Source organism: Enterococcus eurekensis, assembly GCF_042654605.1.
Classification (GTDB): domain Bacteria; phylum Bacillota; class Bacilli; order Lactobacillales; family Enterococcaceae; genus Enterococcus_I; species Enterococcus_I eurekensis.
This window is the reverse complement of record NZ_JBHSGT010000041.1, coordinates 15,761-40,322: the sequence shown is the minus strand read 5'-3', so window position 1 is coordinate 40,322 and position 24,562 is coordinate 15,761. Positions and strand designations below refer to the sequence as shown.

23 protein-coding genes are annotated in these 24,562 nt (G+C 38.3%); 12 read left to right on the top strand and 11 right to left on the bottom strand.

Translation table 11 applies throughout. The features are described 5' to 3' along the window. From alr to ACFO3L_RS06075, 5 genes are read left to right on the top strand one after another with little or no spacing between them, the layout of a single operon-like run. A complete protein-coding gene (alr, locus tag ACFO3L_RS06095) occupies positions 1-1,134 on the top strand; it encodes an alanine racemase (protein WP_379964886.1) in 1,134 nt (377 codons plus the stop codon). Beyond that, complete coding sequence (locus tag ACFO3L_RS06090; RefSeq protein ID WP_379964884.1) at positions 1,134-1,490, top strand: type II toxin-antitoxin system PemK/MazF family toxin; 357 nt, start codon at positions 1,134-1,136, stop codon at positions 1,488-1,490. The genes alr and ACFO3L_RS06090 overlap by 1 nt, the downstream gene beginning before the upstream one ends. Further along, positions 1,490-1,765, top strand: coding sequence for a hypothetical protein (locus tag ACFO3L_RS06085; RefSeq protein ID WP_379964882.1), 276 nt, complete (start codon positions 1,490-1,492; stop codon positions 1,763-1,765). The genes ACFO3L_RS06090 and ACFO3L_RS06085 overlap by 1 nt, the downstream gene beginning before the upstream one ends. 9 nt (positions 1,766-1,774) lie before the next feature. After that, positions 1,775-2,584 carry a pyrroline-5-carboxylate reductase gene (proC, locus tag ACFO3L_RS06080; protein WP_379964880.1) on the top strand — a complete coding sequence of 270 codons (810 nt, stop codon included), beginning with the start codon at positions 1,775-1,777 and terminating at the stop codon, positions 2,582-2,584. Between the two features lie 41 nt (positions 2,585-2,625). After that, positions 2,626-4,002 carry an MATE family efflux transporter gene (locus tag ACFO3L_RS06075; RefSeq protein WP_379964878.1) on the top strand — a complete coding sequence of 459 codons (1,377 nt, stop codon included), beginning with the start codon at positions 2,626-2,628 and terminating at the stop codon, positions 4,000-4,002. 45 nt (positions 4,003-4,047) lie between these two features. Here ACFO3L_RS06075 and ACFO3L_RS06070 read toward each other — a convergent pair whose 3' ends face one another. After that, positions 4,048-4,830, bottom strand: a complete 783-nt coding sequence (locus tag ACFO3L_RS06070) for an ABC transporter ATP-binding protein (RefSeq protein ID WP_379964876.1) — start codon at positions 4,828-4,830, stop codon at positions 4,048-4,050. 271 nt (positions 4,831-5,101) lie between these two features. Between ACFO3L_RS06070 and ACFO3L_RS06065 the strand changes: the two genes are divergently transcribed. After that, complete coding sequence (locus ACFO3L_RS06065; protein ID WP_379964874.1) at positions 5,102-7,807, top strand: YhgE/Pip family protein; 2,706 nt, start codon at positions 5,102-5,104, stop codon at positions 7,805-7,807. Between the two features lie 96 nt (positions 7,808-7,903). Here ACFO3L_RS06065 and ACFO3L_RS06060 read toward each other — a convergent pair whose 3' ends face one another. From ACFO3L_RS06060 to ACFO3L_RS06045, 4 genes are read right to left on the bottom strand one after another with little or no spacing between them, the layout of a single operon-like run. Continuing rightward, positions 7,904-8,566: an ABC transporter permease gene (locus tag ACFO3L_RS06060; RefSeq protein ID WP_379964872.1), complete on the bottom strand. Its 663-nt coding sequence runs from the start codon at positions 8,564-8,566 to the stop codon at positions 7,904-7,906. Position 8,567: 1 nt separating this feature from the next. Continuing rightward, the gene (locus ACFO3L_RS06055) at positions 8,568-9,491 is read right to left on the bottom strand and encodes an osmoprotectant ABC transporter substrate-binding protein (RefSeq protein ID WP_379964870.1); all 924 of its coding nucleotides are present in this window, start codon (positions 9,489-9,491) and stop codon (positions 8,568-8,570) included. After that, a complete protein-coding gene (locus tag ACFO3L_RS06050; protein WP_379964868.1) occupies positions 9,491-10,126 on the bottom strand; it encodes an ABC transporter permease in 636 nt (211 codons plus the stop codon). The genes ACFO3L_RS06055 and ACFO3L_RS06050 overlap by 1 nt, the downstream gene beginning before the upstream one ends. A gap of 3 nt (positions 10,127-10,129) precedes the next feature. Then, positions 10,130-11,305, bottom strand: a complete 1,176-nt coding sequence (locus ACFO3L_RS06045; RefSeq protein WP_379964866.1) for a betaine/proline/choline family ABC transporter ATP-binding protein — start codon at positions 11,303-11,305, stop codon at positions 10,130-10,132. Positions 11,306-11,654: 349 nt separating this feature from the next. Between ACFO3L_RS06045 and queA the strand changes: the two genes are divergently transcribed. Then, positions 11,655-12,689 (top strand): tRNA preQ1(34) S-adenosylmethionine ribosyltransferase-isomerase QueA, encoded by a 1,035-nt coding sequence (gene queA / locus ACFO3L_RS06040; protein ID WP_379964864.1) that lies wholly within the window; start codon positions 11,655-11,657, stop codon positions 12,687-12,689. A 522-nt stretch (positions 12,690-13,211) separates the two neighbouring features. Here the strand turns inward: queA and ACFO3L_RS06035 are convergent. Continuing rightward, the gene (locus ACFO3L_RS06035) at positions 13,212-13,931 is read right to left on the bottom strand and encodes a DUF975 family protein (RefSeq protein ID WP_379964862.1); all 720 of its coding nucleotides are present in this window, start codon (positions 13,929-13,931) and stop codon (positions 13,212-13,214) included. A 236-nt stretch (positions 13,932-14,167) separates the two neighbouring features. Here ACFO3L_RS06035 and tgt point away from each other — a divergent pair, with 236 nt between their 5' ends. The 4 genes from tgt (at position 14,168) to adhE (ending at position 19,302) form a co-directional block, all read left to right on the top strand. Then, positions 14,168-15,313, top strand: a complete 1,146-nt coding sequence (tgt, locus tag ACFO3L_RS06030) for a tRNA guanosine(34) transglycosylase Tgt (protein ID WP_379964860.1) — start codon at positions 14,168-14,170, stop codon at positions 15,311-15,313. A gap of 75 nt (positions 15,314-15,388) precedes the next feature. Further along, positions 15,389-15,703, top strand: a complete 315-nt coding sequence (yajC, locus tag ACFO3L_RS06025; RefSeq protein WP_379964858.1) for a preprotein translocase subunit YajC — start codon at positions 15,389-15,391, stop codon at positions 15,701-15,703. A gap of 227 nt (positions 15,704-15,930) precedes the next feature. Beyond that, positions 15,931-16,287, top strand: coding sequence for a CPBP family glutamic-type intramembrane protease (locus ACFO3L_RS06020; RefSeq protein WP_379964856.1), 357 nt, complete (start codon positions 15,931-15,933; stop codon positions 16,285-16,287). Between the two features lie 402 nt (positions 16,288-16,689). Beyond that, positions 16,690-19,302 carry a bifunctional acetaldehyde-CoA/alcohol dehydrogenase gene (gene adhE, locus ACFO3L_RS06015; protein ID WP_379964854.1) on the top strand — a complete coding sequence of 871 codons (2,613 nt, stop codon included), beginning with the start codon at positions 16,690-16,692 and terminating at the stop codon, positions 19,300-19,302. Between the two features lie 56 nt (positions 19,303-19,358). On the opposite strand, the gene ACFO3L_RS06010 is transcribed toward adhE, so the two are convergent. Then, on the bottom strand, positions 19,359-19,580 hold the full coding sequence (locus tag ACFO3L_RS06010) for a hypothetical protein (RefSeq protein WP_379964852.1): 222 nt from the start codon (positions 19,578-19,580) through the stop codon (positions 19,359-19,361). 187 nt (positions 19,581-19,767) lie between these two features. On the opposite strand from ACFO3L_RS06010, the gene ACFO3L_RS06005 reads away from it, so the two are divergent. Further along, a complete protein-coding gene (locus ACFO3L_RS06005) occupies positions 19,768-20,271 on the top strand; it encodes a hypothetical protein (protein WP_379964850.1) in 504 nt (167 codons plus the stop codon). Between the two features lie 213 nt (positions 20,272-20,484). Here ACFO3L_RS06005 and fni read toward each other — a convergent pair whose 3' ends face one another. The 4 genes from fni to mvk are packed head-to-tail and all read right to left on the bottom strand — an operon-like array spanning position 20,485 to position 24,527. After that, complete coding sequence (gene fni / locus ACFO3L_RS06000; RefSeq protein ID WP_379964848.1) at positions 20,485-21,525, bottom strand: type 2 isopentenyl-diphosphate Delta-isomerase; 1,041 nt, start codon at positions 21,523-21,525, stop codon at positions 20,485-20,487. A gap of 2 nt (positions 21,526-21,527) precedes the next feature. Continuing rightward, a complete protein-coding gene (locus ACFO3L_RS05995) occupies positions 21,528-22,610 on the bottom strand; it encodes a phosphomevalonate kinase (protein WP_379964846.1) in 1,083 nt (360 codons plus the stop codon). Continuing rightward, positions 22,607-23,599 carry a diphosphomevalonate decarboxylase gene (gene mvaD / locus ACFO3L_RS05990; RefSeq protein WP_379964844.1) on the bottom strand — a complete coding sequence of 331 codons (993 nt, stop codon included), beginning with the start codon at positions 23,597-23,599 and terminating at the stop codon, positions 22,607-22,609. Before mvaD ends, ACFO3L_RS05995 begins: the two co-directional genes overlap by 4 nt. Beyond that, on the bottom strand, positions 23,592-24,527 hold the full coding sequence (gene mvk, locus ACFO3L_RS05985; protein ID WP_379964842.1) for a mevalonate kinase: 936 nt from the start codon (positions 24,525-24,527) through the stop codon (positions 23,592-23,594). Before mvk ends, mvaD begins: the two co-directional genes overlap by 8 nt. Positions 24,528-24,562: the final 35 nt, after the last annotated feature.

Sequence of the window (24,562 nt, the reverse complement as noted above, 5' to 3'; positions counted from 1 at the left end):
ATGGTCGTATCTTATCACCGTCCCACACGAGTTGTTGTCGATTTGGCAGCCATTAAAAAAAATGTTCAACAAGAAATTGTCCATCAAAAAGGTGCACGTGATGTTTTTGCCGTTGTGAAAGCCAATGGTTATGGTCACGGAGCGGTTCCGGTCGCTAAAGCGGCTTTAGCCGGTGGTGCTGCTGGTTTTTGTGTGGCAACTCTTGATGAAGGCATTGCGTTGCGTGAAAATGGTTTAACCGAACCGATTTTAGTTTTAGGAATTGTCGAGGTCGATTGGTTGCCACTCGTATTACAATATCATTTAGCGATTCCCGTTGCGACTTTATCATGGATAGCGGCGGCAAAAACGTTTTATTTGGAAAATCAATTAACAGGTGAGATTGCGCTGCATTTGACTGTCGATACAGGGATGGGACGGATTGGTTTTCAAACAGCTGAGGAAGTTTTATGTGCTGTTGATCAAATTGATGGCTTCAGTGGTTTTTTATTGGAAGGAATTTTTACGCATTTTGCGACGGCCGATGAGTTGGATGAGACTTATTTTGAAAAACAAAACCAACGTTTCGTGCAAGTTGTGGAGCAATTGCCTTACCGCCCGCGCTACGTTCATGGCAGTAACAGTGCGACGGCTTTATGGCATCAAGATCCTGGTAATTTAGTCCGCTTAGGGATTGCGATGTATGGTCAAAATCCGTCTGGTGGCGTTCTGACGGAAACGTATCCCCTACAAGCTGCGATGGCATTGGAATCCGCGCTCGTTCAAGTGAAAGAAGTTCCAGCAGGTGAGGGGATTGGTTACGGTAAAACATACGAGACAACAAATAGTGAATGGATTGCGACGGTGCCAATTGGTTATGCCGATGGTTTCGTACGCGGGATGCAAGGTTTTAAGGTTTTAGTTGAAGGACATTATTGTGAAATTGTCGGTCGGGTCTGTATGGATCAATTGATGATTCGCTTACCAAAAGCTTTTCCAGTTGGAACCAAGGTAACTTTGATTGGTAAGAACCAAGAGGAAGAAATTACCATGCAAGAAGTAGCCGATTACTTAGGTACGATTCATTATGAAGTGATTTGTCTACTCTCTGATCGAATTCCAAGAGTCTATTTGAATAGCGAGGGAATTCTTTAATGAAACGTGGAGATATTTTCTTTGCCGATTTATCCCCGGTTCAAGGTTCGGAACAAGGCGGGGTTCGGCCGGTTGTTTTAGTGCAAAATGATTTAGGAAATCGCTACGGTTCAACGTTGATTGTCGCAGCGATTACCACTCAAAAAAGTAAAGCTAATTTACCGACCCATGTTGCATTACCCAAAGAATTGAGCGGTTTAAAACGTGATTCATTAATTTTAGTTGAGCAGTTACGCACAATTGATAAGTGCCGTGTGAAAGAAAAAGTTTGCCGTTTATCAGAAAATAAAATGTTAGAAATTGATCGGGCATTATGTATTAGCTTGAGTTTAACGGATAGGAAGAAGGAGAAGTAATGGGAAAATATGTTATTTTACTAACGGTTATTCTCTTTCTTTTTTTTGTAATCAAAAAAGTAAAAAGTTTTTTCAAACAAATGAAATTAGAAAACATCGGTTATTGTTTAGTCGTTGATAAATTTGAAAAAGACGGGAAAGCAATGGTCGTTTTTCAACAAAGTGAGAACGAATGGACACTCTTTTGTCCATATAAAATATATTTGGAAACACCGTTACTGACAAGAGGGATTTTGACATTAAAAGATGGCGCCTTTTACTCGTTTGAAAGTTAGGAGGAATAGATGAAAATGAAAATTGGTTTTTATGGTTCAGGGAATATGGCGCAAAGTATTATTCAAGGGTTGTTAGAAAAAGAAATTTATCCCAAAGAAGCGATTGTTGTTTACAATCGTCGTTACGCACCAACGCTACAAAAAACAGTTGAGACTTATGGTGTAACACCATTATTAGATCAAAAAGAGTTTTTTGAATCGGTTGATACAATTATTTTGGCAGTTAAGCCACAAGTTTTAAGGACCTTATACACTGATTTACAACCATTATTGAGGCCGAATCATTGTCTAGTTTCATTAGCAGCTGGAATTACTTTAACAGAATTGGAAACAAAACTGGGAGAGCAGGCGTATATTAGAGCGATGCCGAATACACCATTAGCGGTCTTAGAAGGTTCGATTGCATTGGCGCGTAATCAGCAAGTGAGTGACGAGCAGTTTACAGCGATTCTAGACTTATTCAATCAAATTGGAGTTGCCAAAGAGTTGCCAGAATCGTTATTTGATGCTTTTATCGGTGTCAGTGGCTCCGCGCCAGCTTATGTTTATTTATTTATTGAAGCGTTAGCTGATGGTGCCGTTTTAGAAGGGATGCCACGTCAAATGGCTTATGAATTTGCGGCACAGACCGTTTTAGGCAGTGCAAAAATGGTGCTTGAAACGAAAGAACATCCCGGTGTTTTGAAAGACAACGTTTGTTCGCCAGGTGGAACAACGATTGAAGCAGTGAAAGTTTTAGAAGATAATCATTTTCGTAGTACGGTCATACAAGCAGTACAAGCGGCTGCTCAAAAAAGTCGTAAAATGAATGAGGGTTAATGATCGGAACAAAATAAACGAGACAAAGAAGGGATAAACAATTGTTTACCAAAGTTCGTCATAAAATTGAGAGGTCGTTAGAAGGTGAAGAAATTTCTCGTGGTGAGATTTTATCGATTCTCTTACCGGTTATTATTGATCAGTTTTTCTTAATTAGTTTTAATTTTATTAACACCGCAATGATTAGTTCTTCTGGTTCAGCCGCGATTAGTGCGGTGAACATGGTTGGGAGTATTAATATCTTTTTAGTTCAAGTTTTTGTAGCGATTGGACTAGGAGGAACGGTACTCATATCCAGAGCTTACGGCAAAGGCGATGCGCGTGGACTGGGTTCACTGAGTGCTAGTGTCATTCATGCCACATTAATTGTCGGGACGTTATTGATGTTGGTATTCTTGTTACTCCATCAAGTTGTTTTAAATTTGTTATTTGGAACAGCCGATCCAATCGTCATGTCGAATGCCAAAATCTATTTTATCGGTATTTTATTGAGTTATCCGGCACATGCGATTATTGAAGGCGTCAATGGGAGTTTACGTGGTCTAGGTTTTACGCGTAATTCACTCAAAAATTCACTATTTATGAATAGTGTCTATTTAATTTCAAATATCTTTTTGGTGTTGATTTTTGATTTAGGTATTATGGGTTTAATTATTTCATTGTTAATTTCCCGTTTTTTAGGGGCTATTTTTGCTAGCTACTCAATGTATCAATACCGGATGAATTTCCGGTTGCGAAAAAACGATTTACAGAGATTTGATATCACTATGGTGGGCTTTATTTTACGAACGTCATTGCCCTTTGCCGCAGAATCACTCTTTTTTAACGGTGGAAAAATCATTATGCAAATGATGATTGTCAGTTTTGGAACGGCGCATATTGCTGCCAATGCAATCGCTGGTTCGTGGGTCCAATTGGCTGAAATCATTCCAAGTGCGTTAGCGACGTCGCTTGTTCCGATTGTCGGCCAATCAGTCGGTCGAGGGAATTTGAATGACGTCCGTAAGTTAACGAAATCCTTTGTTCGTTTAGGTATTATTGCAATCGTAGCGGTTGATACAATCATGTTGCCACTCTTTCCCTTAGCGATGAAACTTTTCAATCCAGAACCGGAGATGATTCCAATTATTTTCAAAATGTATCTGGTGGCTTTCGTGATGCATGGTGTTGCTTGGTGTTATAGCTTTGTCTTACCGTCAGCTTTACGTGCCCTAGGGGACGGCAAGTTTACGACGACAGTCTCCTTATTTTCAATGTGGATTTTTAGAATTGGGGCGGGCTATTTAATTGGTGTCTATCTTGGTTATGGTTTAGTTGGAATTTTCGTAGTGATGACGATTGAATGGGCCATTCGAGGAGCGATTTTCTACCGACGCTTTACAAGTAATAAATGGATGAACCATCTAGAACTAAAATAAAAAAAACAAGAGAAGGATTCGTTTTGGCGAATCCTCCTCTTGTTTTTATTTTATAGGGGAAACGATGTAACGATTGCTAGCATAAGGTTCGATTGTAACGGCCTGTTGATAAAAATCTTGTAACGTCTCGGTTGAGAGTAAGTCTTCACGTAGTCCTTGAGCATAAATCTCCCCCGCCCTTAATAAACAAACATGGGAGATGAAAGGTAATATTTCTTCGGTGTGATGAGTGACGAATAAAATCGTCGGCGCTTGTGGTAGAAAAGACAAGTGTGCAATCTGTTGCAAGAGGCGCTCGCGGGCGAATAAATCTAGTCCCGTACAAGGTTCGTCTAAAATAAGCAATTCCGGTTCAGCCATTAAGCCACGAGCAATTAGGACAATTTGGCGTTCCCCTTGAGAAAGTTGCCCATAGGTTTTGCCAATCAGACTGGCAGCCTCCAAGTGTTCTAAAAGATTCTTCGCGTGCATTAGATCCTCAGGTTCATATTTTTGATAAATGCCAATGCTCGCAAATTTACCGGAAAGGACAATCTGTTCAGTAAATTCATTCGCACGTAAACGAACTTGAAGGGCGGAACTAATCCAACCGATTCGCTTACTTAATTCAGGGAGTGATGTTTGTCCAAAGACTTCTCCAAGAACCGTCACTTTGCCACTAGAGGGCCATAAATTACCGGTAATGATTTGTAAAAGTAAGGTTTTTCCTGCACCATTTAATCCTAGTAATGCCCAGTTCTCACCTTGCTCGACTTGCCATTGAATCTGATTTAATAAAAACTTATGATTTCGGATTAATTGTACATTTTCTAATGAAATAATTGGCATACGGTCACTTCCTTTATTTTTCTCTTTGTTATTTTATCTTCATTTTAGCGCTACGAACGCGATAGGATTAACGAGCGAACGCTAGCCTTAAAATTATCTTACTCGATAATTTCAAAAAGTAAAAATATTATGATGTTTTTCTGAGTCATTTTATTCCGATAAAACGATGGAATTTCAAGGGATGACGCTTGAAAATAAAAATGAAAAGGAGTAGTATCTGATGTTGGAAATAGTGATATATGAAAGGTTATTAAAGTGTAGGTGAACATCAATGAAAAAAATAAAAAAGATTTTCCAGTTGTATAAAATCGATTGGAAACGAATCGGAAAAAATCCAGTTGCGTTATTTTTAGTCATCGCTTTAATGATTTTACCATCGCTATATGCTTGGTTTAATATTAAAGCGCTCTGGGATCCATATGGCAATACGAAAGATTTACCGATCGCTGTTTACAGTGCGGACGAGGGAGCAAAATTAAAAGAGACCCAAATTCATATTGGTGAGGAAGTCATTGAGAATTTACGAAAAAATGACCAGTTAGGCTGGCGTTTTGTTTCTTCAAAAGAGCAAGTGACAAAGGGCGTGCAGTCTGGTAAGTATTATGCGGGGATTTATTTACCCCCGGAATTCTCGGAAGATTTATTAAGTTTTATCAAAGGAGATATTAAAAAACCAGCGATTAATTATTACTTCAACGGGAAAATTAATGCAATTGCCCCCAAAATTACCGAAAAAGGGGCGACAAGTGTCCAAGAAGAAATTAGTCGCCAGTTTATCGAGACGACGAGTGGTACGTTACTAGAGGTTTTTAACGCAATTGGTTATACGTTGGAAGACAATTTGGTTTCAATTAATAAAGTTAAAAATTTAATTTTAACAACCAACGATAATCTAGCTAAGATAGATGGTTATACGCAAGAAGTGGTTCATTTACAAAAAGCGATGCCAAGTTTGAAAAAAAAATTGGAAAAAGCCAATCAAATGGTCGATTATTTGCCAGAGGTTGATGCCTTAACGACAAAAATTATTGCATTAAATGACAAATTTCCGAGTATTCAAAAAGAAGCGGGAATTATTTTAACCTTACAAGATAAAATTCCTGAAATAAAACAAGCCAGTCAACAAGTTGCGATGATTGATGAAGATTTTTCAAAAATAGCTCAGACGATCACTGAAGGTGTGACTGAAGGGAAAGAGGCACTTGAAATTGTTCAGCAAGTCCAAGATTTATTACCAATGGTACAACAATTTGGTCAAGACTCAAGTAATTTTGTAGCAAAAACACAAGAAGCCGCAACAAAACTACAACAAGCGCTACCGCAAATTCAAAAAATTGTCGCTTTTAACTTTGAAGCACTAGGTAGTGTCTCAGCCCGTATTAATAGTATCGCGCAAGACTTACAAGCTTATCTGTCACAACCAGAAACGGGACTAACGCCCGAAGAAAAAGCAGCGATTTTACAGATTTTGCAAGTAGCCAATACGACAATTGATGAACAATTGCGTTTAATTGATGGCTTAAGCCAATGGTTAACTCAAATCAATCAAGAACAAAAGTTTGATACGGTCATTGCACAATTAGCCGATGTGAGACGACGACTACAAGATTTACAACAACTAAATCAGTTCTTAATTACAAACAGTGACGCGATTTCAAAAGAAAGTCTTTTAGCACACGTCAATAAGATTGAAGCTGTTTCAGGTACGATTAATCAAATCATTGCTAGTATCGACGTGGCAAATATTACAGAGATGATTAATCGGACGTTAAGTGAAGAAGTCTTGCCGGCATTAGCTAATGTCCAACAATTATTGGATAAAGGCAGTCAAATTGATTTAACGAAATTACTAAACGCCACACAAACAACCATTACGAATGCCGTGTCACTTTTAGAAAAATATGAAAAAGAACTGCCAGCAATTGGGGAAGAAATTCATGATGCCAACCAAATGCTAAGTACCCACCTTGATACGATCGTTAATGGTATTAATCGTGGGGCAGATTTATACAAAAATGATTTACCAGTACTAGGTGAAAAATTACAGATCGCCGCCGATTTTAGTCAAAATGAGTGGCCTGTTATCAAAAAAGAAATGACGAGTACCTTAACGATGGTCAATCAAAAAATGCCTAGCGTTGAAGCGGCCTTAAATGAGGGTGTCCGCTTAATTAATGAAGATTGGCCAACGATTCAAAAAGGCATTCAAAAAGCGGCAAAAGCCATTGAGAAGGGCGAATCAATGGTTGATTTAGGTGACATCATTCAATTACTCAAAGCGGATGCCTTATCAGAGAGTGATTTCATGGCAAATCCCGTCGAATTAAAAACCAAAGAATACTATCCAATTGGCAATAACGGTTCGGCAAGCACACCGTTTTATACAACCCTTTGTCTGTGGGTCGGTGCATTACTTCTTTCTAGTTTAGCAGCGACAGCATTTCACCTAGATGAAGAAGAGAAAGCCAAATACACGAAAAGAGAAACTTTTGTGGCGCGGATGTTAACCTTCTTAACCATTGCGATTCCACAAGCATTAATTGTAACACTTGGAAATCTCTGGGCTTTAGGTGTCGCTGTAGCCAATCCATTGGCGAGTGTCCTATTTGCGGTCTTAATTGCTCTGACCTTTATGATGATGATTTATGTTTTTGTCGGACTTTTTGGCAATATTGGTAAAGGAATTGGGATTGTTATTCTAGTCTTATCCATTTCAGGTGGGGGTGGGAATTATCCAATTCAAGTTTCAGGACCTTTCTTCCAATGGATTAATCCGTTCTTACCCTTTACTTATGGCGTGAATCTTTTACGAGAAGCCGCTGGTGGCATTTATTGGCCAAATGCCTGGATCGATATAGCCGTATTAATCAGTCTCTTAATTGTTTTTGCTATCGTGGGCACGTGGGCCTTTCCAAAAGTTGAACCATTAACTGAAAAAATTGAAAAACGCGCTAGAGAAAGTCACTTCTTCCATTAAGATCAAGCGAAGTTCATGATTTAGACGATGCTCAACATAAAAAAATACAAAGAAAACGAGCAATGACCGTAAAGTCACGCTCGTTTTCTTTGTATTTTAATTTTTCTTTTTACTTGTTGGATCAAGTTTTCGTTCGATAATTCCTAAAAACCAATCGGTAAAAATTGACATCGCAGCTGTCGGTAGAGCACCGGCTAAAATAATCGCCGCACCATCTGTCGCGTTCGTTCCACGGACAATGATATCTCCTAGACCGCCTGCGCCAACGAAAGTCCCAATAGCGGTAATTCCGATTGCTAGAACAAGGGCATTACGGACACCGGCCATAATAACTGAAATCGATAAAGGAATCTCAACTAAGTAGAGTCGTTGCCAAGGGGTCATGCCCATTCCTTTACCGACATCTAAAATACCGGCATCGACTTGACGCATACCAGTGTAAGTATTTTTGACAATTGGTAGAAGTGAATAAAGAAAGACCGTCACGATTACAACGTTAACACCGAGTCCTAGACCAAGCATTAAAATCGAAACCATCGCTAGTGCTGGAATGGTTTGAATTAAATTCGCAATCCGCATCACCCAATCCGCAAGTTTTACACGGCGGGAAATAAAGATCCCTAGAGGAATACCGACGATAGCAGCAAACAAGACACCATAGAAAGAGATTAAGAAATGACGGAGAAACTGCGTAAAGACGTAGCCGCCGTTTTCGTTGAAATAAAGTAGAAACTGTTGAAATAAATTTAAGTCTGCCATTTTATTTCCCTCCTTCTTCGAAATAATTATGTTCTTCTAAAAAATCTTTAGCAACAACTGAAGGTTCAATTAAATCATTATCGGATATGAAGTTGAGTTTTTGCATCGTTTGAGTATCGATTTGACCAGCTAATTTATTTAAAATCGAGTCAATTTCTGGTACTTCATCAAGCAGCTCTTGCGAGACAACGGGTGAAGCATCATATGGCGGGAAGAAATTCATATCATCTTCCAACATCACTAAATCGTAACTGGCAATCCGTCCATCGGTTGAATAACCTAAAACGACGTCCATTTGATTGGCAGCAACGGCATTGTAAACGAGTCCGATTTGCATCGGTAAAATGGATGCAAAACTAAAGCCGTATGTTTCGACAAATCCAGGATAACCATCACCTTCACGTGCCATCCAAGCACGGTCGGCACCAACGACTAATTGGTCGGCCACATCGGCTAAATCACTGACGGTTCTTAAGTCATATTTTTCAGCGGTATCTTGACGAACTAAAAAGACATAAGTGTTGGCAAATCCATAAGAAGGATACCAAACTTGATTGTATTTTTTCTTAAATTCGCGTTTAACCACATCAAATGCTTCTTTTGGATCAATTATTGGTTCTAACTGTAACGTTGAAGCAATATCTGTTCCTGTATAGCGAGCCGCAGAGATTTGGGCATCACCATTCAGCATCGCTTGATGATTAATATTTGTTGTTCCTAAGTTGTTAATAATCGTTGTGTTTTTATCAGTGTAGTGTTCAACCATTTCAGCCACAATACTACCTAAAATTTGTGCTTCGGTTGTAATTCCCCCGGTAATTGCAATCGTGTTAGGATCACTACTCGTTTTTAAACCTGGTAATGAGCAAGCGGATAAGACCAAGGTCATTACGAAGAATACAACGAGTTGTTTAGTTTTCTTCATTATTCCGCCTCCTTTTTTAAGATTGAAGAGGTTAACTTATCTTCTACTTTTCCTAATAAATAATCCGTTCCTAGCGCTAAAATAGTCACCGGAATTGTCCCAGCGAAGATTAAACTTGGCTGATAATTATCTAAACCACTAAAAATCAGCACACCAAGTCCACCAGCTCCAATATAGGAAGCTAAACTGGCCCAAGCAATCACATAAACCGCTGCTAAGCGTAGGCCTGCCATAATTGTGGGTAGTGCTAAAGGAATTTCAACTTGATAAATGGACTGGGCGGGCGTCATTCCCATCCCTTTTGCCGCGTCTAAGTAATTGACATCGACATTTTTTAAACCAATATATGTATTTCTTAAAATCGGTAAGAGAGAATAAATAAAGAGGGCGATGATTGCTGGTAAACGTCCCACACCTAGAAAAGGGATCATTAACGTAAGTAATGCTAAAGAAGGGATGGTTTGTAGCGCACTGGTAATCCCTAAAACAATATTAGCAATTTTTGGCATACGCGTTAAAAGAATACCTAAAGGAATCGCAACGAGCGCACCAAGTATCAACGCGATAAAGGAAATGTAAATGTGTTCAAGTGTTGTGGTAATGATTTGGCCACCATATTCTTGAAAGAAACTCATGACTTACCCCTCCTTTACTTCATCTGTATTGAAAGACTCAACTGCATCCATCAGGGAATCTTCTTCTCCAAATACGACATCATAAACAATGTCGACTAATGATGCACGGGTAATAATTCCGACGACACGATTATGGTCATCGACAACGGGCACATATTTTAGTCCACGTTTTAAGATACGTTGCAATGTATTACGTAGCAGGGCACTTTGTTTGACAAAGAAAACTTCTGCTTGCAAAATATCGCCAACGCTAGCCGTTAACCCACGATTTTTATTAATTGATTCAATATCAACAAAGCCTTTTAAGACGTCTTGATTGTCGGTAACAAGGAGTGTATCGACTCGTTTTTCACGCATTAAACGTAATGCTTCTTGAATGGATTTTTCGGTTGTAATCGTAATGGCTGTATTTAGCATCACTTCACCAACGGTTGTTTTGTCTGGTCGTGCTTGTAATAGGCGATCTTCACCTAAAAGATCTTCGACAAATGAATTGGCTGGATTTTTTAGAATATTTTCAGGCGTATCAAATTGAACAACCCGGCCTTCACTCATAATTGCAATGCGATTAGCTAATTTTAATGCTTCATCCATATCATGGGTAACGAAGACGATCGTTTTACCTAAACGTTCCTGTAAGTCTTTGACTAAATCTTGCAAAGAATCGCGTGTGATTGGATCCAGCGCACCAAAAGGCTCATCCATTAAAATGATATCTTGGTCAGCTGCTAAAGCACGAACTACACCAATCCGCTGTTGTTGCCCACCAGAAAGCTCACTCGGATAACGATCGAGCATCTCGCGGGGCAATTCAACTAAATCAATCATTTTTTCCGCTGTTTGATCGCGCTTCGCTTGATCGACCTTTAATAATTTTTGTACTAGTGTAATGTTTTCACGGATTGTCATATGAGGCATCAATCCAATACTTTGAATGACGTAACCGATTTTTCGACGTAGCTCGACAGCATTTAATTTTTGGATATCTTGTCCATCAATTAAAATCTTACCTTTACTAGGTTCGGTCATACGGTTAATCATTCGCATAGAAGTTGTTTTCCCACTTCCACTTGTACCGATAAAACAAATAAATTCACCTTGTTCAAAAGATAAATTTATATCTTCTACCGCTATTTTTCCACCACGATATATTTTGGATACATTTTGAAATTCGATCAAAAGAACCACCTCTTATCTTTCCTATTTTTTTGCGAATATATATATAATTGTGCCAAAAAAAAGACCTGTTGACAAATCTAAAGCCTAATTAAGGGAGAAAAAAGAGCGATAAACCAACAAAATGAATGCTTTTTAAGAAAAAATTATCAAGCGCTATCCCTTGTGAGCGTAAGAAGTAAGAAAGTTTTCAGAAAAAAATAAATTAGAATTTGATTAGAATTTTCGTTTTTTACGAAAAAAGGGCAAAAACACTTAAGAAAATCACAAAGAATTCGTCGATAGTTTTCTAATTGTTGAAAGAATGTTAGAATATGCTAGAGTATTTGACAGCAAAGAAAAGAGTGAGAGAATGTTAACAACAGAAGATTTTGATTTTGACTTGCCGGAAGCTTTAATAGCTCAAACACCGTTAAAGGATCGGACAAGTTCTCGTTTATTAACCTTAAATGCCACAACAGGTGAAATGGACGACAAGCATTTTTATAATATTTTAGATGAATTAAATGCTGGAGACGCGCTAGTCATGAACGATACAAGAGTTTTGCCCGCACGCTTATACGGAGAAAAACCATCAACAGGTGGTCACCTAGAAGTCTTGCTTTTAACGAATATTGAAGGTGACACATGGGAAACATTAATCAAACCAGCGAAACGCGCCAAAGTTGGGACAGAGATTTCTTTTGGTGACGGTCGCCTAAAAGCTATCGTTGAAAAAGAATTGGAGCACGGTGGACGAATTGTTCGCTTTGAATATGAAGGAATCTTTTTGGAAAACTTAGAATCATTAGGTGAGATGCCTTTACCACCATACATTAAAGAGCGTCTAGAAGATCCAGAACGTTACCAAACCGTTTATGCAAAAGAAAATGGTTCTGCAGCAGCACCAACAGCCGGACTACATTTTACACAAGAACTATTAAATAAAATTCAAGAAAAAGGCGTTCGTCTAGTTTATTTAACATTACATGTGGGCTTAGGAACGTTTCGACCAGTTAGTGTCGATAATATCGCTGAACATGAAATGCATAGCGAGTTTTATCGTCTGAGTGAAGACGCAGCCGCCGCATTAAATGAAGTAAAAGTTGCGGGTGGAAAAATTATTGCAGTTGGAACGACTTCCATTCGTACATTAGAGACAATCGGTTCAAAATTTCAGGGTCAAATTAAAGCCGATAGCGGTTGGACTAGCATCTTTATTACACCAGGTTACGAGTTTAAAGTGGTCGATGCCTTCTCAACGAACTTCCATTTACCAAAATCAACCTTAGTCATGTTAGTCAGTGCTTTTGCAGGACGAGAAAACACATTAGCTGCCTATCATCATGCAATTGAAGAGGGGTATCGTTTCTTTAGCTTCGGAGACGCAATGTTTGTCAAAAAATAACTTAATAAAAAAAGACAGCTGTTCTAAATGTTTCTAGAACAGCTGCTTTTATCTTTCGGAAGGAGTTGTTGGTTTTTATTGCGAGTCATGCAAAGTAACGTTCTCACGGTTTAACAAAAATTTTGTTTACTCTCAAAGGTTCGAAACTAAAATTCTTTTGCAAATCATGTACTATTTTGTTTCAGGTACTTTTTGATTCTTTGTACTTCTTGTGGCCTTATTTTAAAAATGGTATTACTCTGCACGTGGAATACTAGGTGAAGCTTGTAAAACGAACAACTTTTTGTTTGTTACGACTATTCTCTCGGTACTTTATCTATCTTAAATCTTCAATCTAAAATGTTTGGTACTAGAAAACGAAACCAACAACTTTGTTCCTTCCTTACACTCATATAGTAACACGAAATGACAGCGCTTGCAAAAGATACGCTTTTATATATGAAGACAAAAAAAAAGACACCCTAGTAAAAATTAAAATTTTTACTAGGGTGTCTTTTTCCAAGTACTCAAAGCAAATCGCTTTTACGCACTTTTTAAATTGTCGTAAAAGGCTGTTTTGGTTGTTAGGATGTATGGGGTTAGCCATAGGTAGCCAATGCCTAATGTGAAGAGGCAGAGGATGTGCCAACCGATGAAGCTTAGATCGAGTATGAAAAGTTGTCCTTTATGTCCATCCATTAATTGACGGCTTTTAGTGATTGAATCTAAGTATCCTGGGGCAACGCCAGTTTCACGATAGTCATCATAATAAATGAAATATGCTTGAGAATACGCATATCCTTTGATAATCCCTGGAATAACAAAGAGTAAACTCCATAGGAAGGTGAAAATAGAGGTTAATAGATAGATAACTAAAATACCGATACCGTAAGGCGCTTGAAATCCTTTAAATGCATCTTTCAAAGGTTCGATAGTCATTTTTTGACGACGGAAAACGTCAAGAAACGTCCAAGAAATACCAACAGTAAAGAATGTAGAGATTAAACCTCCAACTAAACTAGGTCCCCCTGATCCACCAAAGTTGATATCCGCTGAGGTACTCACATTTGATCCGTCGACAAAAGATTGGATCATGTCAGAATTATTAAAAATAAAATAAGCCGGGACAGCGATTAAAATAAGAAAAATAAGAGCAATAACGATTGTGATAGCTGTCGGAATTAGATTGATTAAGACGGCTTCTTTCCAACGGCCTTGTAACATTTCTTTTGCTTCTGCTTTTAACTCCGCGTTTGTTTTCATGTTGTTCACACCTTTTCTTTTTTATAGATTTGATTTGGATCAAACATTGTAGAAATGACTTCCTAACTAATTGAAGCATAACATCTTTTTTATTATTCTGCATAGGTTATTAGAAAAGCTATAAGAAAGATTAAGTTTTCAAGTGAAATTTTTCTTAGAGTTGCAAAATAACGTGGGAAGATTTATGATGAAGGGTGCAAAATAAATAGTGTATAAATTAGAAAGTAGGGAAATGAATGACGGAACCAGCCATTCGTTATCGATTAATAAAAAAAGAAAAACATACTGGAGCGCGCTTAGGTGAAATTATTACACCGCATGGGACGTTTCCAACACCAATGTTTATGCCAGTTGGAACATTAGCAACTGTAAAAACAATGGCACCAGAAGAATTAAAAGCGATGGGTGCCGGAATTATTTTGAGTAATACCTATCATTTATGGCTTCGACCAGGAGAAGATTTGGTTGAAGAAGCAGGTGGATTACATAAATTTATGAACTGGGATCAACCGATTCTAACGGATTCAGGTGGTTTCCAAGTCTTCTCACTAGCAGATATGCGTAATATCGAAGAAGAAGGCGTTCATTTTAGAAACCATTTAAATGGTTCAAAACTATTCTTATCACCAGAAAAAGCTATTCAAATTCAAAATAAATTAGGTTCAGATATTATGATGAGTTTTGATGAGTGCCCACCTTTTGATGAAAGTTATGACTACGTTAAAAAGTCTGTTGAACGAACTTCTCGTTGGGCAGAGCGTGGCCTAAAAGCTCATGCCAATCCAGATCACCAAGGGCTTTTTGGAATCATCCAAGGTGCCGGATTTGAAGAGTTACGTCGCCAAAGTGCCAAAGATTTAATTAGTATGGACTTCCCAGGGTATTCAATCGGAGGATTATCAGTTGGTGAACCAAAGGAAGAAATGAACCGTGTCTTAGACTTTACAACACCACTGATTCCCGATAACAAACCACGCTACTTAATGGGCGTTGGTGCGCCAGATTCATTAATCGACGGTGTGATTCGTGGTGTCGATATGTTTGACTGTGTCTTACCAACTCGAATTGCCCGTAACGGTACTTGTATGACTTCTCAAGGTCGTTTGGTCGTGAAAAATGCGCAATATGCACGTGACTTTAGACCGATCGATGAAAAATGTGATTGTTATACATGTAAAAACTATACACGCGCTTACGTTCGTCATTTAATCAAAGCCGATGAAACATTTGGTTTGCGTTTAACCTCATACCATAACTTACACTTCCTAATTAACTTGATGAAACAAGTGCGTCAAGCAATTATGGATGATAATTTACTAGAATTCCGTCAACACTTCATGGAAGAATACGGATTTAATAAAGAGAACGCAAGAAATTTCTAGTTTTTTGTGAAAAGACTAGAGAAGCGTTTCCTTTTTTGGTACAGTAAACCTAGATAAAAAATTGAGGTGAAATAAATGTCAGCAATAATTATGATTCTTCCAATCGTAGCTATGTTAATTTTCATGCAACGTTCTCAAAAGAAACAACAAAAAGAACGTCAAGCATTAATGGATAGCATTGTTCCAGGAAGTCGTGTAGTAACAATTGGTGGTTTACATGGCGTCGTGTCTGAAGTAAACAAAGATAAAAATACCATTGTTCTAGACTGCGAAGGAATCTACTTAGAATTCGAACGTACGTCGATCCGTACAGTGAAACCAGCAACAGTAGTTGAAAATGATGATTCAGTGACTGAAGTAGTCGTTGAAGAAGAAAAACCAGCAGAATAATGATTAGAAATCCAGTTAGACTTTTACGTCTAGCTGGATTTTTTTGGCGTATTCAAGTAATTCATCCGCGTAGTCATTCATATGAACGAAGTGAAAAGTTTTGATGACCCGATTGATTGTTTTCCAACCCTCTTGATTTCCTTTTCTTTTAGGGATCGCCTTATTTGGTCGTCCATTATGGAGGAAATGGAAACAAGTAACAAAAAAAACACGTTATTATTTTTTCAGTGATTGCAACGTTACTTCAGCTATTGTCCGGTATTGTCATAGCAAAAATCTTGGAGGTCCCACTTGGAGTCGAACGGTGTTCATTCAAACTTATTTGGTTAATCACTAATATTTTTGTCGTACCATTGGAAGAGGAGTTGGTGTATCGTTATGCGATGATTTTGCCACTTGAAGGAAATAGCCCACCACTATTAATCAGAGCAAAAATAGGACGTCTCAGTTTAATCGTTTTATCAAGTAGTGTTTTCATGTTGGAGCATGTTGCGACGAGTGAAGAGAATTTGATTTTGTTAATTCCTTATTTGGTAATGGGATTGTTGTATGGCTTTGTGTACTATTTAAAAAATAATCTTTGATATAGTGTAGGCGCACTTATTTATTATAACGCGTCCGTCCTAGCGCTATCATTTGTTATGAATTAATTGACCGCTAACAATCAAAAACTCATTATATCTTGTCGACTAGTGAGTTTTTTTGAGTAGAATTGTTAATTTTATCACAATTAAAAAACTTGTTTTTCATGAGGAAAAGGAAATTAGATTAAAAATCTATACATTTTTTATTTTTTTAAAATTAATGGAAAGAACAAATACATCGATAAATACTGTATTATGAGGGTTTTTTTCTGAGGTAATCAAAAATATTGAAAAGTTGTGAAGAAAATCACAGGAAACTATTTACAAACCCAAATAAATTGTGTATGATATGTTTGTGAGATAGATAACAAACGAAAATCAGATTTTCTTAGGAGGATTATCATGAGTAAAACAGTAGATAAGAAAGAAGTTAAAAAAGAAGAAGTGGCAACAATTGATGTTTCTGTGATGATTGATGATTTAGCAGCAAAAGGGAATGTCGCTTTAAAAGAAATGGAAAACTTCGATCAAGCGCAAGTTGACCATATTGTTCATGAAATGGCAATGGCTGCTTTAAATGAGCACATGTCATTAGCGAAATTAGCGGTTGAAGAAACAGGACGTGGAATTTACGAAGATAAAGCAATCAAAAATATGTACGCATCTGAATACATTTGGAACTCTATTAAAGACAACAAAACAGTCGGTGTGATTAATGAAGATGAGCAAAAAGGCTTAATCGAAATTGCTGAACCAGTAGGTGTTGTTTGTGGAGTGACACCAACAACAAATCCAACTTCAACAACAATCTTTAAAGCGATGATAGCTTTGAAAACACGTAATCCAATCATTTTTGCTTTCCATCCAAGCGCTCAAAAGAGTTCAGCACAAGCAGCACGCATTGTCCGTGACGCAGCAGTTGCAGCGGGCGCGCCTGAAAACTGTATTCAATGGATCGAACACCCATCAATTGAAGCAACTCAGGGCTTGATGAATCACCCAGGAATCGCGATTGTTTTAGCAACTGGTGGGGCAGCGATGGTTAAATCAGCTTACTCAACAGGAAAACCAGCATTAGGTGTTGGACCGGGTAACGTACCAGCTTATATCGAAAAAACAGCGAAAATCAAACGTGCCGTTAACGACTTAATTGTTTCAAAAACATTTGATAATGGAATGATTTGTGCGTCAGAACAAGCGATTATTGTTGATAAAGAAATTTACAAATCAGTTAAAGCCGAATTCCAAGCGCATCAAGTTTACTTTGTAAAACCAAATGAATTACAAAAATTAGAAGACGCTGTTATGAATGAAGGTAAATACGCAGTTAACCCATCAATTGTTGGGATGCCAGCTGTTAAAATTGCTGAATTAGCCGGAATTAAAGTACCAGAAGGCACAAAAATGTTAATCGCCGAATTAGAAGGTGTTGGTGCAGATTACCCACTTTCACGTGAAAAATTATCACCTGTTTTAGCAATGATCAAATCAGAAAGCACAGAACATGGGTTAGAGCTATGTGAAGCAATGTTAAACTTAGGTGGTTTAGGACATACTGCCGTTATCCATAGTGAAGATGAAGATTTACAAATTCGCTTTGGCTTACGTATGAAAGCTTGTCGTGTCTTAGTCAATACACCATCAGCTGAAGGCGGAATCGGAAATATCTATAACGAAATGATTCCTTCATTAACATTAGGTTGTGGTTCTTACGGTAAAAACTCTGTATCACGTAACGTATCAGCAGTGAACTTAATTAACGTGAAAACTCTAGCGAAACGGAGAAATAACATGCAATGGTTCAAATTACCTTCTAAAATTTACTTTGAGAAAAATTCATTATTATACTTAGAAAAAATGGAGAACTTAGAACGTGTAATGATCGTTTGTGACCCAGGCATGGTTCAATTTGGTTACGTTGATCGTGTACGTGAAGTTTTAGCTCGTCGTACAAATACTGTTCAAATTGAAGTCTTCTCTGACGTTGAGCCAAACCCTTCAACAAATACCGTTTATAAAGGAACAGAAGTTATGATGAACTTCAAACCAGATACCGTAATTGCTATCGGTGGTGGTTCAGCAATGGATGCTGCCAAAGGTATGTGGATGTTCTATGAGCACCCAGACACTTCATTCTTTGGTGCAAAACAAAAATTCTTAGATATTCGTAAACGTACTTACAAAATTGCAAAACCTGAAACAACTCAATTTGTATGTATCCCAACAACATCAGGTACTGGTGCCGAAGTAACACCATTTGCGGTAATCACAGACAGTGAAACACATGTGAAATACCCATTAGCAGACTATGCCTTAACACCAGATGTTGCGATTATTGACCCTCAATTCGTTTTATCAGTCCCTGCATCTGTTACTGCTGATACAGGAATGGACGTTTTAACTCACGCGATTGAATCTTATGTATCTGTAATGGCATCAGATTATACACGTGGCTTAAGTTTACAAGCAATCAAAATTGTTTTCGAATATTTAGAAGCATCAACTTTACGTCCAGATATGGAATCACGTGAAAAAATGCATAACGCTTCAACAATGGCAGGGATGGCATTTGCCAACGCGTTCTTAGGAATTTCTCACTCAATCGCTCATAAAATTGGTGGAGAATACAATATTCCTCATGGTCGTACAAATGCGATTTTATTACCACACATTGTTCGCTACAATGCGAAAGATCCACAAAAACATGCGATGTTCCCTAAATATGACTTCTTCCGTGCGGATACAGACTACGCAGATATTGCACGCTTCTTAGGTCTAAAAGGTGACACAACTGAAGAATTAGTTGAAGCATTAGCAACTGCAATTACTGAATTAGGTGAAAAAGTTGGAATCGAAATGAACTTGAAAGCACAAGGTGTGACTCAGGAAATCTTAGATTCAACCGTTGATCGTATGGCTGAATTGGCTTATGAAGACCAATGTACAACTGCCAATCCAAAACAACCACTTATTTCTGAATTAAAACAAATCATTATTGATGCTTATAATGCATAATTAAAAAATCCAAAAGACGAAGGCTCATTGATTGGGCGCTTCGTCTTTTGAATTTTTCAAATGGTTAGTATCATTTTTTGTCTTAAAGATAGTAGCTGAATAAAAAAGACACCGAAACAATAGACAATCAGGATAACGCCGAGAGCAAAGAGTAAATGTCCAGGTGCCAGTTCCCTAGTTAGATTCATTGGATTGTAGCCACTGTCTTGTGACAAAAAGTGAGAACCAATTAGTAAAGACATTAATCCCAAAATAAAATAAATCATGGTATTTTTCATTTTTTCTCTCTCTTTTGAATGATTAGACTGATAAAGTAGGCAAGTATGAATATGAAATGATACATTGATTGTAAACGTTTGCTTTTAAGGGTCCAAGTTTTATTATTTTTAGAATTTTACTTGACTCGAATGGAGAGTCAGGTAGACTATTATTAAAAGGTTTTAGTATAAAGGATGGAAAAATCGAATGACAATTATTGAAACATTGCAATCATTAACCAACTCACAAGGCAGTCTTTTATCAATCCAAAAACGTTTATCAAATACGAGTGAAATTATGAAAGACGAAACGTTACAAAATTTTGTTTTTGACTTAAGAGACTATGCAGATAGTCTACGTGTCGTAACGGATCTGGCTTCACTGAATGAAGTCAAAGAAATTGAAGTAACTGAAATTTCTCAAGTCTTTTCAGAACAAAATCAACTACTACGAACATTGATTACTGCTTTAGGCGAACTCGATGACAACAACAAAAGCCATGAATTTTTTGGAATGAGTGATGGCGAGTTGCGTCGTTTAATTGGTAGTCTACAAGGAGTACTTGAGTTAAATAGTTTGAATTTACAAGACAACTTAAATTTCCAACGTCTTTTAAAAGAAAGAAATATTACAATCAATCAAACAACGAGTACAACTAATACAGAACCAGAAAAAGCAGGTTTTTTCCAACGATTATTTGGAAAGAAATAAGACCTATAAAAATCCCCACCGAAAATTGTTCAATCATCGAACAACTTTCAGTGGGGCTTTTTTATTTATTCGGGCTAGAACGATTTGTTTTTCACCTAGATGAACGGGATAAAAAAAGTAGCGATTGCGGAGATAAGTGGTCACTAAAATAAAATCAAAAAACGATTTTTCTAATGCCCTCTTATCTCTTATCGGTGACGACTCTTTATCACCTTAGCGTTGGCTATATTTTGTGTAGTCGATGCCTCTTGCTTCGCACCAGTTTTTGCTTTCACCGGATAAAAGGAGTGGAACTTTCTTGAGATCTTCGGTTGACTTGGCACCTACAAGTGTGTAAAGGGATACGAGTTCTTGCTGCCATTGTTTAATGAGTTCAATGGTTTCATCTAAATCATTAACTAATAGTTGGTTTAGAATGCTAGCTGAAATACCAACTGTTTTGGCACCGAAACAAAGCGATTTGAAAATATCATAAGAGTTACGAATACCACCAGAGGCAATTAAATCAAAAAATCCAGGGACTTCATTGGCTTCCAATAAGGACTGAACAGTGGAAATACCAAAGTCACTTAAGTATGAAAATTCACGTTTTCTACGACGAGCATTTTCAATTTGGGTGAAACTTGTACCGCCGGAACCTGCAATATCGATTGTAGTAACACCAACGTCTAGTAATTGTTGAATGGTTTGTCGAGACATCCCAAATCCGACTTCTTTGACAATGACCGGGACATCGAGTCCAGCCACAATTTCTTCAATTAAACTTAACCAATTCGTAAATTCACGATCACCTTCAGGCATAACAAGTTCCTGTGGGGCATTCAAATGAATTTGTAGGGCGTCTGCTTGTAATAAATCAACGCCACGTTTGGCATTTTCTAAAGAGGAACCTGCACCGATATTGGCTAAGATGATGCCATTAGGATTTTCTTTACGAGCGATTGTAAATGTTTCAGCGACGCTTGGGTCTCTGAGTGCGGCTGAAATTGATCCTGTTGCTAACATCAAGCCAGTTTCACGCGCAAGAATGGCCAATTCTTGGTTAATGTAGCCTGTTTTTTCACTGCCACCTGTCATGGCATTAATGAAGAAGGGAGAGCTTTGATCTTTGCCTAAAATAGTTGTTGCGATTGATGTTTCTGCATAATTGCTATTAGGCAGCGATTGATGAATAATTCGAACGTCGTCAAATGAGTTGGCTTTGGGTTTATGAAAAGCTTTTGCTAATGAGACGTGTTCATCTTTACGATCCATCGTTATTTTCCTCCTTTAGGATAATGATAAATATGTAGCGGAAGAGGCGTGATTTCTGCTTTTTCCCACATACTCATTAGTGGTAAAATACCTGTTTTTTTGTCTGTAATAACAATCCCGCAGTCGCCACCGCCAGCGCCAGAAGATTTTGCGGCGCCACCAGATTTTTCTGCAAGATCACATAGTTCTTTTAAAGCTGGCGTTTCGATTGTAACCCCAGTTGTTGAAGCTAAACCGGCTAACAGCTGACGATTTAAAGCAATCATTTGTTTAATAAGCGGAATGTTTTTTGTCTGGAAACCTAAAATCATTTTTTCGACACATTCACGGCTGTTATTTAAGAATGATTGATAGGATTGCTCTTTGTGTTCTCTTGATTGATTGACTTGGTCAACTAAATCAGATGTTGAAGCTGGGCTACCAGTCCAACCGATTAAGAGGCGTAAGTCTTTGGGTGCTTCTAATGGTTGAATGGATAGGTTTGGCCAGTCAGCGGCTAACAATGAACTTAAAGACCAAACTTTTTGTCTTTCTTTAACCCATTGGCTATCGAATGTTGAAAAGGCTAACCAACCACCGTAACAACTAGCGGCAATATCGCCACAAGAGCCATTCCCTTGTACAGCTAAATGAGCGAGGGCTGCGATTTTGAATTGCGTTAAAGTGTCCATTTCTAAATCATAAAAAACATTGAGTGCTTTGACAGTTGCGACTGTGACAGCGCCACTTGAACCTAGACCATATTTGCGGCCATTTGAATTGTCGAGTTCGCTACGAACTTTTAAATGATAAAAAGCTAATAGCCGACCTTGTTCTTGGGCGTATTTTTCAGTTAAACGAATAGCTTCCAAAATATAGTGGAAAGGATTATCGCGATGGTCCAAAACGAGGACGCCATCTTTACGAGTCCAACGAATCGGTAAATCACTATATTGTTGGGACTGAATACTACCATTTTTAGTGGCAGATTCAATGGTAACACTAATAAATTGGTCAACCGCTACAATAATTGCAGGGTGTCCTGGTTCAACAACGGCGTATTCGCCGGCGATAAATAGTTTTCCAGGTGCGCTGACTTCAATCATGCTTTCACGTCCGTTTCTAAATATTCTAGACCAGGCCCGCTATAGGCGCAAGTTAATTGATCTTTGCTAAAAGTAGTTTCTAATTGCGCTAAAATTTCAGCGGCATCTTTTTTCTGACATAAGACTTTGACGTTCGGACCAGCATCCATCGTAAAGTAACAAGGAATACCCAATTGACGTATTTCACGGACACGGTTCATCGCTTTTAAGCTATCAGCTGACCAGTAAGTAAAAGGCGGTGTCGCACCAAGTGTTGTGCCGTGCATTTTTAGACCGTTTGTTTCCGTTACAACACCTAGTTTTTCAAAATCTTTTTCGGCAATGGCTTCTTTGGCTGTTTGCAAATCAAGCGGACTTGTTTTTAACCAACCGTCATAAAAGACAGAAGTAGCAACTGTCCGTTCCATACCATCGCGGCTTGAGACGTCTTTTTGTTGATCGTTAATTAAAATAAAAATCATCGCCAAATCGTCTTCCCATTGGTTCGAAGGAATGACTTTAGCGAAGGAAGTCGCATCATCATGTCCTTTTTCCCATTCAACGAAGCCGCCATAAATACTACGGCAAGCCGAACCAGAGCCACGTCTTGCAAGGCGCGAGAGGTCTTGTTCGCTTAGATTTAAGTTTAAGGCAGCGTTACAAGCACCGGCTAAAGCCGCTAAGCCGCTAGCAGAAGAAGCAAGTCCAGCTGCAGTAGGGACAAAATTTTGACTTTCAACGGTTGCAAATAAATCTTTTCTAGCAAGCGAGCGAACCAAATCTAAAAACTGACTGACTTTTTTCGTTCCTCTTTCATCTTGTAAAACAGCATCTAAATAGAAAGTATCTTTTGTTAAATCTTCTGAAAAAGTGACCGTTGTCTCGGTATAAAAAGCATCCAATGTTAATGAGAGGCTATTATTCATTGGAAGGATGAATTCTTTATTTGCTTTTCCCCAATATTTAATCAGTGCAATATTCGTGTGTGCACGTGCTTTTCCTTTATACATTTTCGTAAACTCCTAATCCTTGCATCCAGGTCTCAGTGACACCGGCATCTTTTAATTGTGTTTGAATGTGTTGGGCGTTTTGATAATCACGACATAAGACGATAAAACAACCGCCCCGGCCACCACCAGTAAGTTTGGCACCAAGTGCATCATTGTCTAGGGCTAATTGAATTAGCGTGTCCAAGCGTTCATTGCTGACCGTTAATGCCCGCAAATCGTGCTGTGCTAAGGACATATAATCTCCAAGTGCTTGAGGTTGGTTATGAATGATGGCTTCTTTGGCTAAGTGAGAGAGCGTTCCTAAGTGATGAATGAATCGATTGGTTGGCTCTGGTTGTGTTTTTCTTAATTGAGCAACGGCAGCGACGGCTTCACGTGTACGACCAAGAATTCCGGTATCCGCAACTAATAAGTAAGCATCAATATTTAGTGGAAAGGCTTCGAAAGCTTTTCCTTTTTCAAAATACACGGGTTGACTGCCACTCGTTGTCGCTGCGTCAATCCCACTTGGGTTTCCATGGGCAATTGATTCCGAAAAATTGACGTATGCCAGTAATTTTTCATCGGACAGTTCAACATCAATCCAATCGAAAAAAGCACGTGTAATGGCGGTCGCGACCGCAGCACTCGAACCCATTCCACGGGCAGAAGGGACGGTACTTTCAATTATTAAATGAAATGCTCCTTGTTGGAATTCTTGGCATAAACGTTGGGTTAGTTGCTGAATCATTTGTAACGGTTCAGGAGCATTTGCTAGTAAACCGGAGTAGTGACTAGAAGTAATCTGATTTTGATTACAAGTGTTAAACGTTGCTGTTACTCCCACCCCGCGAAAAGGAAAGGCGATTGCCGGTTCACCATAGACCACAGCATGTTCACCCATTAAAATAATTTTACCCGTGCCGTGACCGACGCCTGATGTTTTCATTCGTATGTTCAACCTTCATTCTATCTTGATTAAGC

Excerpts from the sequence above, each read along its gene's own strand:
- ACFO3L_RS06035 (WP_379964862.1), bottom strand. The coding sequence starts at position 13,931 with ATGAAAACAAACGCGGAGTTAAAAGCAGAAGCAAAAGAAATGTTACAA.
- ACFO3L_RS05995 (WP_379964846.1), bottom strand. The coding sequence starts at position 22,610 with ATGATTGAAGTCAGCGCACCTGGAAAACTATTTATCGCCGGCGAATAC.
- fni (WP_379964848.1), bottom strand. The coding sequence starts at position 21,525 with ATGGATCGTAAAGATGAACACGTCTCATTAGCAAAAGCTTTTCATAAA.
- queA (WP_379964864.1), top strand. The coding sequence starts at position 11,655 with ATGTTAACAACAGAAGATTTTGATTTTGACTTGCCGGAAGCTTTAATA.
- ACFO3L_RS06050 (WP_379964868.1), bottom strand. The coding sequence starts at position 10,126 with ATGAGTTTCTTTCAAGAATATGGTGGCCAAATCATTACCACAACACTT.
- ACFO3L_RS06060 (WP_379964872.1), bottom strand. The coding sequence starts at position 8,566 with ATGGCAGACTTAAATTTATTTCAACAGTTTCTACTTTATTTCAACGAA.
- ACFO3L_RS06005 (WP_379964850.1), top strand. The coding sequence starts at position 19,768 with ATGACAATTATTGAAACATTGCAATCATTAACCAACTCACAAGGCAGT.
- alr (WP_379964886.1), top strand. The coding sequence starts at position 1 with ATGGTCGTATCTTATCACCGTCCCACACGAGTTGTTGTCGATTTGGCA.
- tgt (WP_379964860.1), top strand. The coding sequence starts at position 14,168 with ATGACGGAACCAGCCATTCGTTATCGATTAATAAAAAAAGAAAAACAT.
- ACFO3L_RS06085 (WP_379964882.1), top strand. The coding sequence starts at position 1,490 with ATGGGAAAATATGTTATTTTACTAACGGTTATTCTCTTTCTTTTTTTT.
- proC (WP_379964880.1), top strand. The coding sequence starts at position 1,775 with ATGAAAATGAAAATTGGTTTTTATGGTTCAGGGAATATGGCGCAAAGT.
- ACFO3L_RS06070 (WP_379964876.1), bottom strand. The coding sequence starts at position 4,830 with ATGCCAATTATTTCATTAGAAAATGTACAATTAATCCGAAATCATAAG.
- yajC (WP_379964858.1), top strand. The coding sequence starts at position 15,389 with ATGTCAGCAATAATTATGATTCTTCCAATCGTAGCTATGTTAATTTTC.
- ACFO3L_RS06090 (WP_379964884.1), top strand. The coding sequence starts at position 1,134 with ATGAAACGTGGAGATATTTTCTTTGCCGATTTATCCCCGGTTCAAGGT.
- ACFO3L_RS06065 (WP_379964874.1), top strand. The coding sequence starts at position 5,102 with ATGAAAAAAATAAAAAAGATTTTCCAGTTGTATAAAATCGATTGGAAA.
- mvaD (WP_379964844.1), bottom strand. The coding sequence starts at position 23,599 with ATGTATAAAGGAAAAGCACGTGCACACACGAATATTGCACTGATTAAA.
- adhE (WP_379964854.1), top strand. The coding sequence starts at position 16,690 with ATGAGTAAAACAGTAGATAAGAAAGAAGTTAAAAAAGAAGAAGTGGCA.
- ACFO3L_RS06010 (WP_379964852.1), bottom strand. The coding sequence starts at position 19,580 with ATGAAAAATACCATGATTTATTTTATTTTGGGATTAATGTCTTTACTA.
- ACFO3L_RS06055 (WP_379964870.1), bottom strand. The coding sequence starts at position 9,491 with ATGAAGAAAACTAAACAACTCGTTGTATTCTTCGTAATGACCTTGGTC.
- mvk (WP_379964842.1), bottom strand. The coding sequence starts at position 24,527 with ATGAAAACATCAGGCGTCGGTCACGGCACGGGTAAAATTATTTTAATG.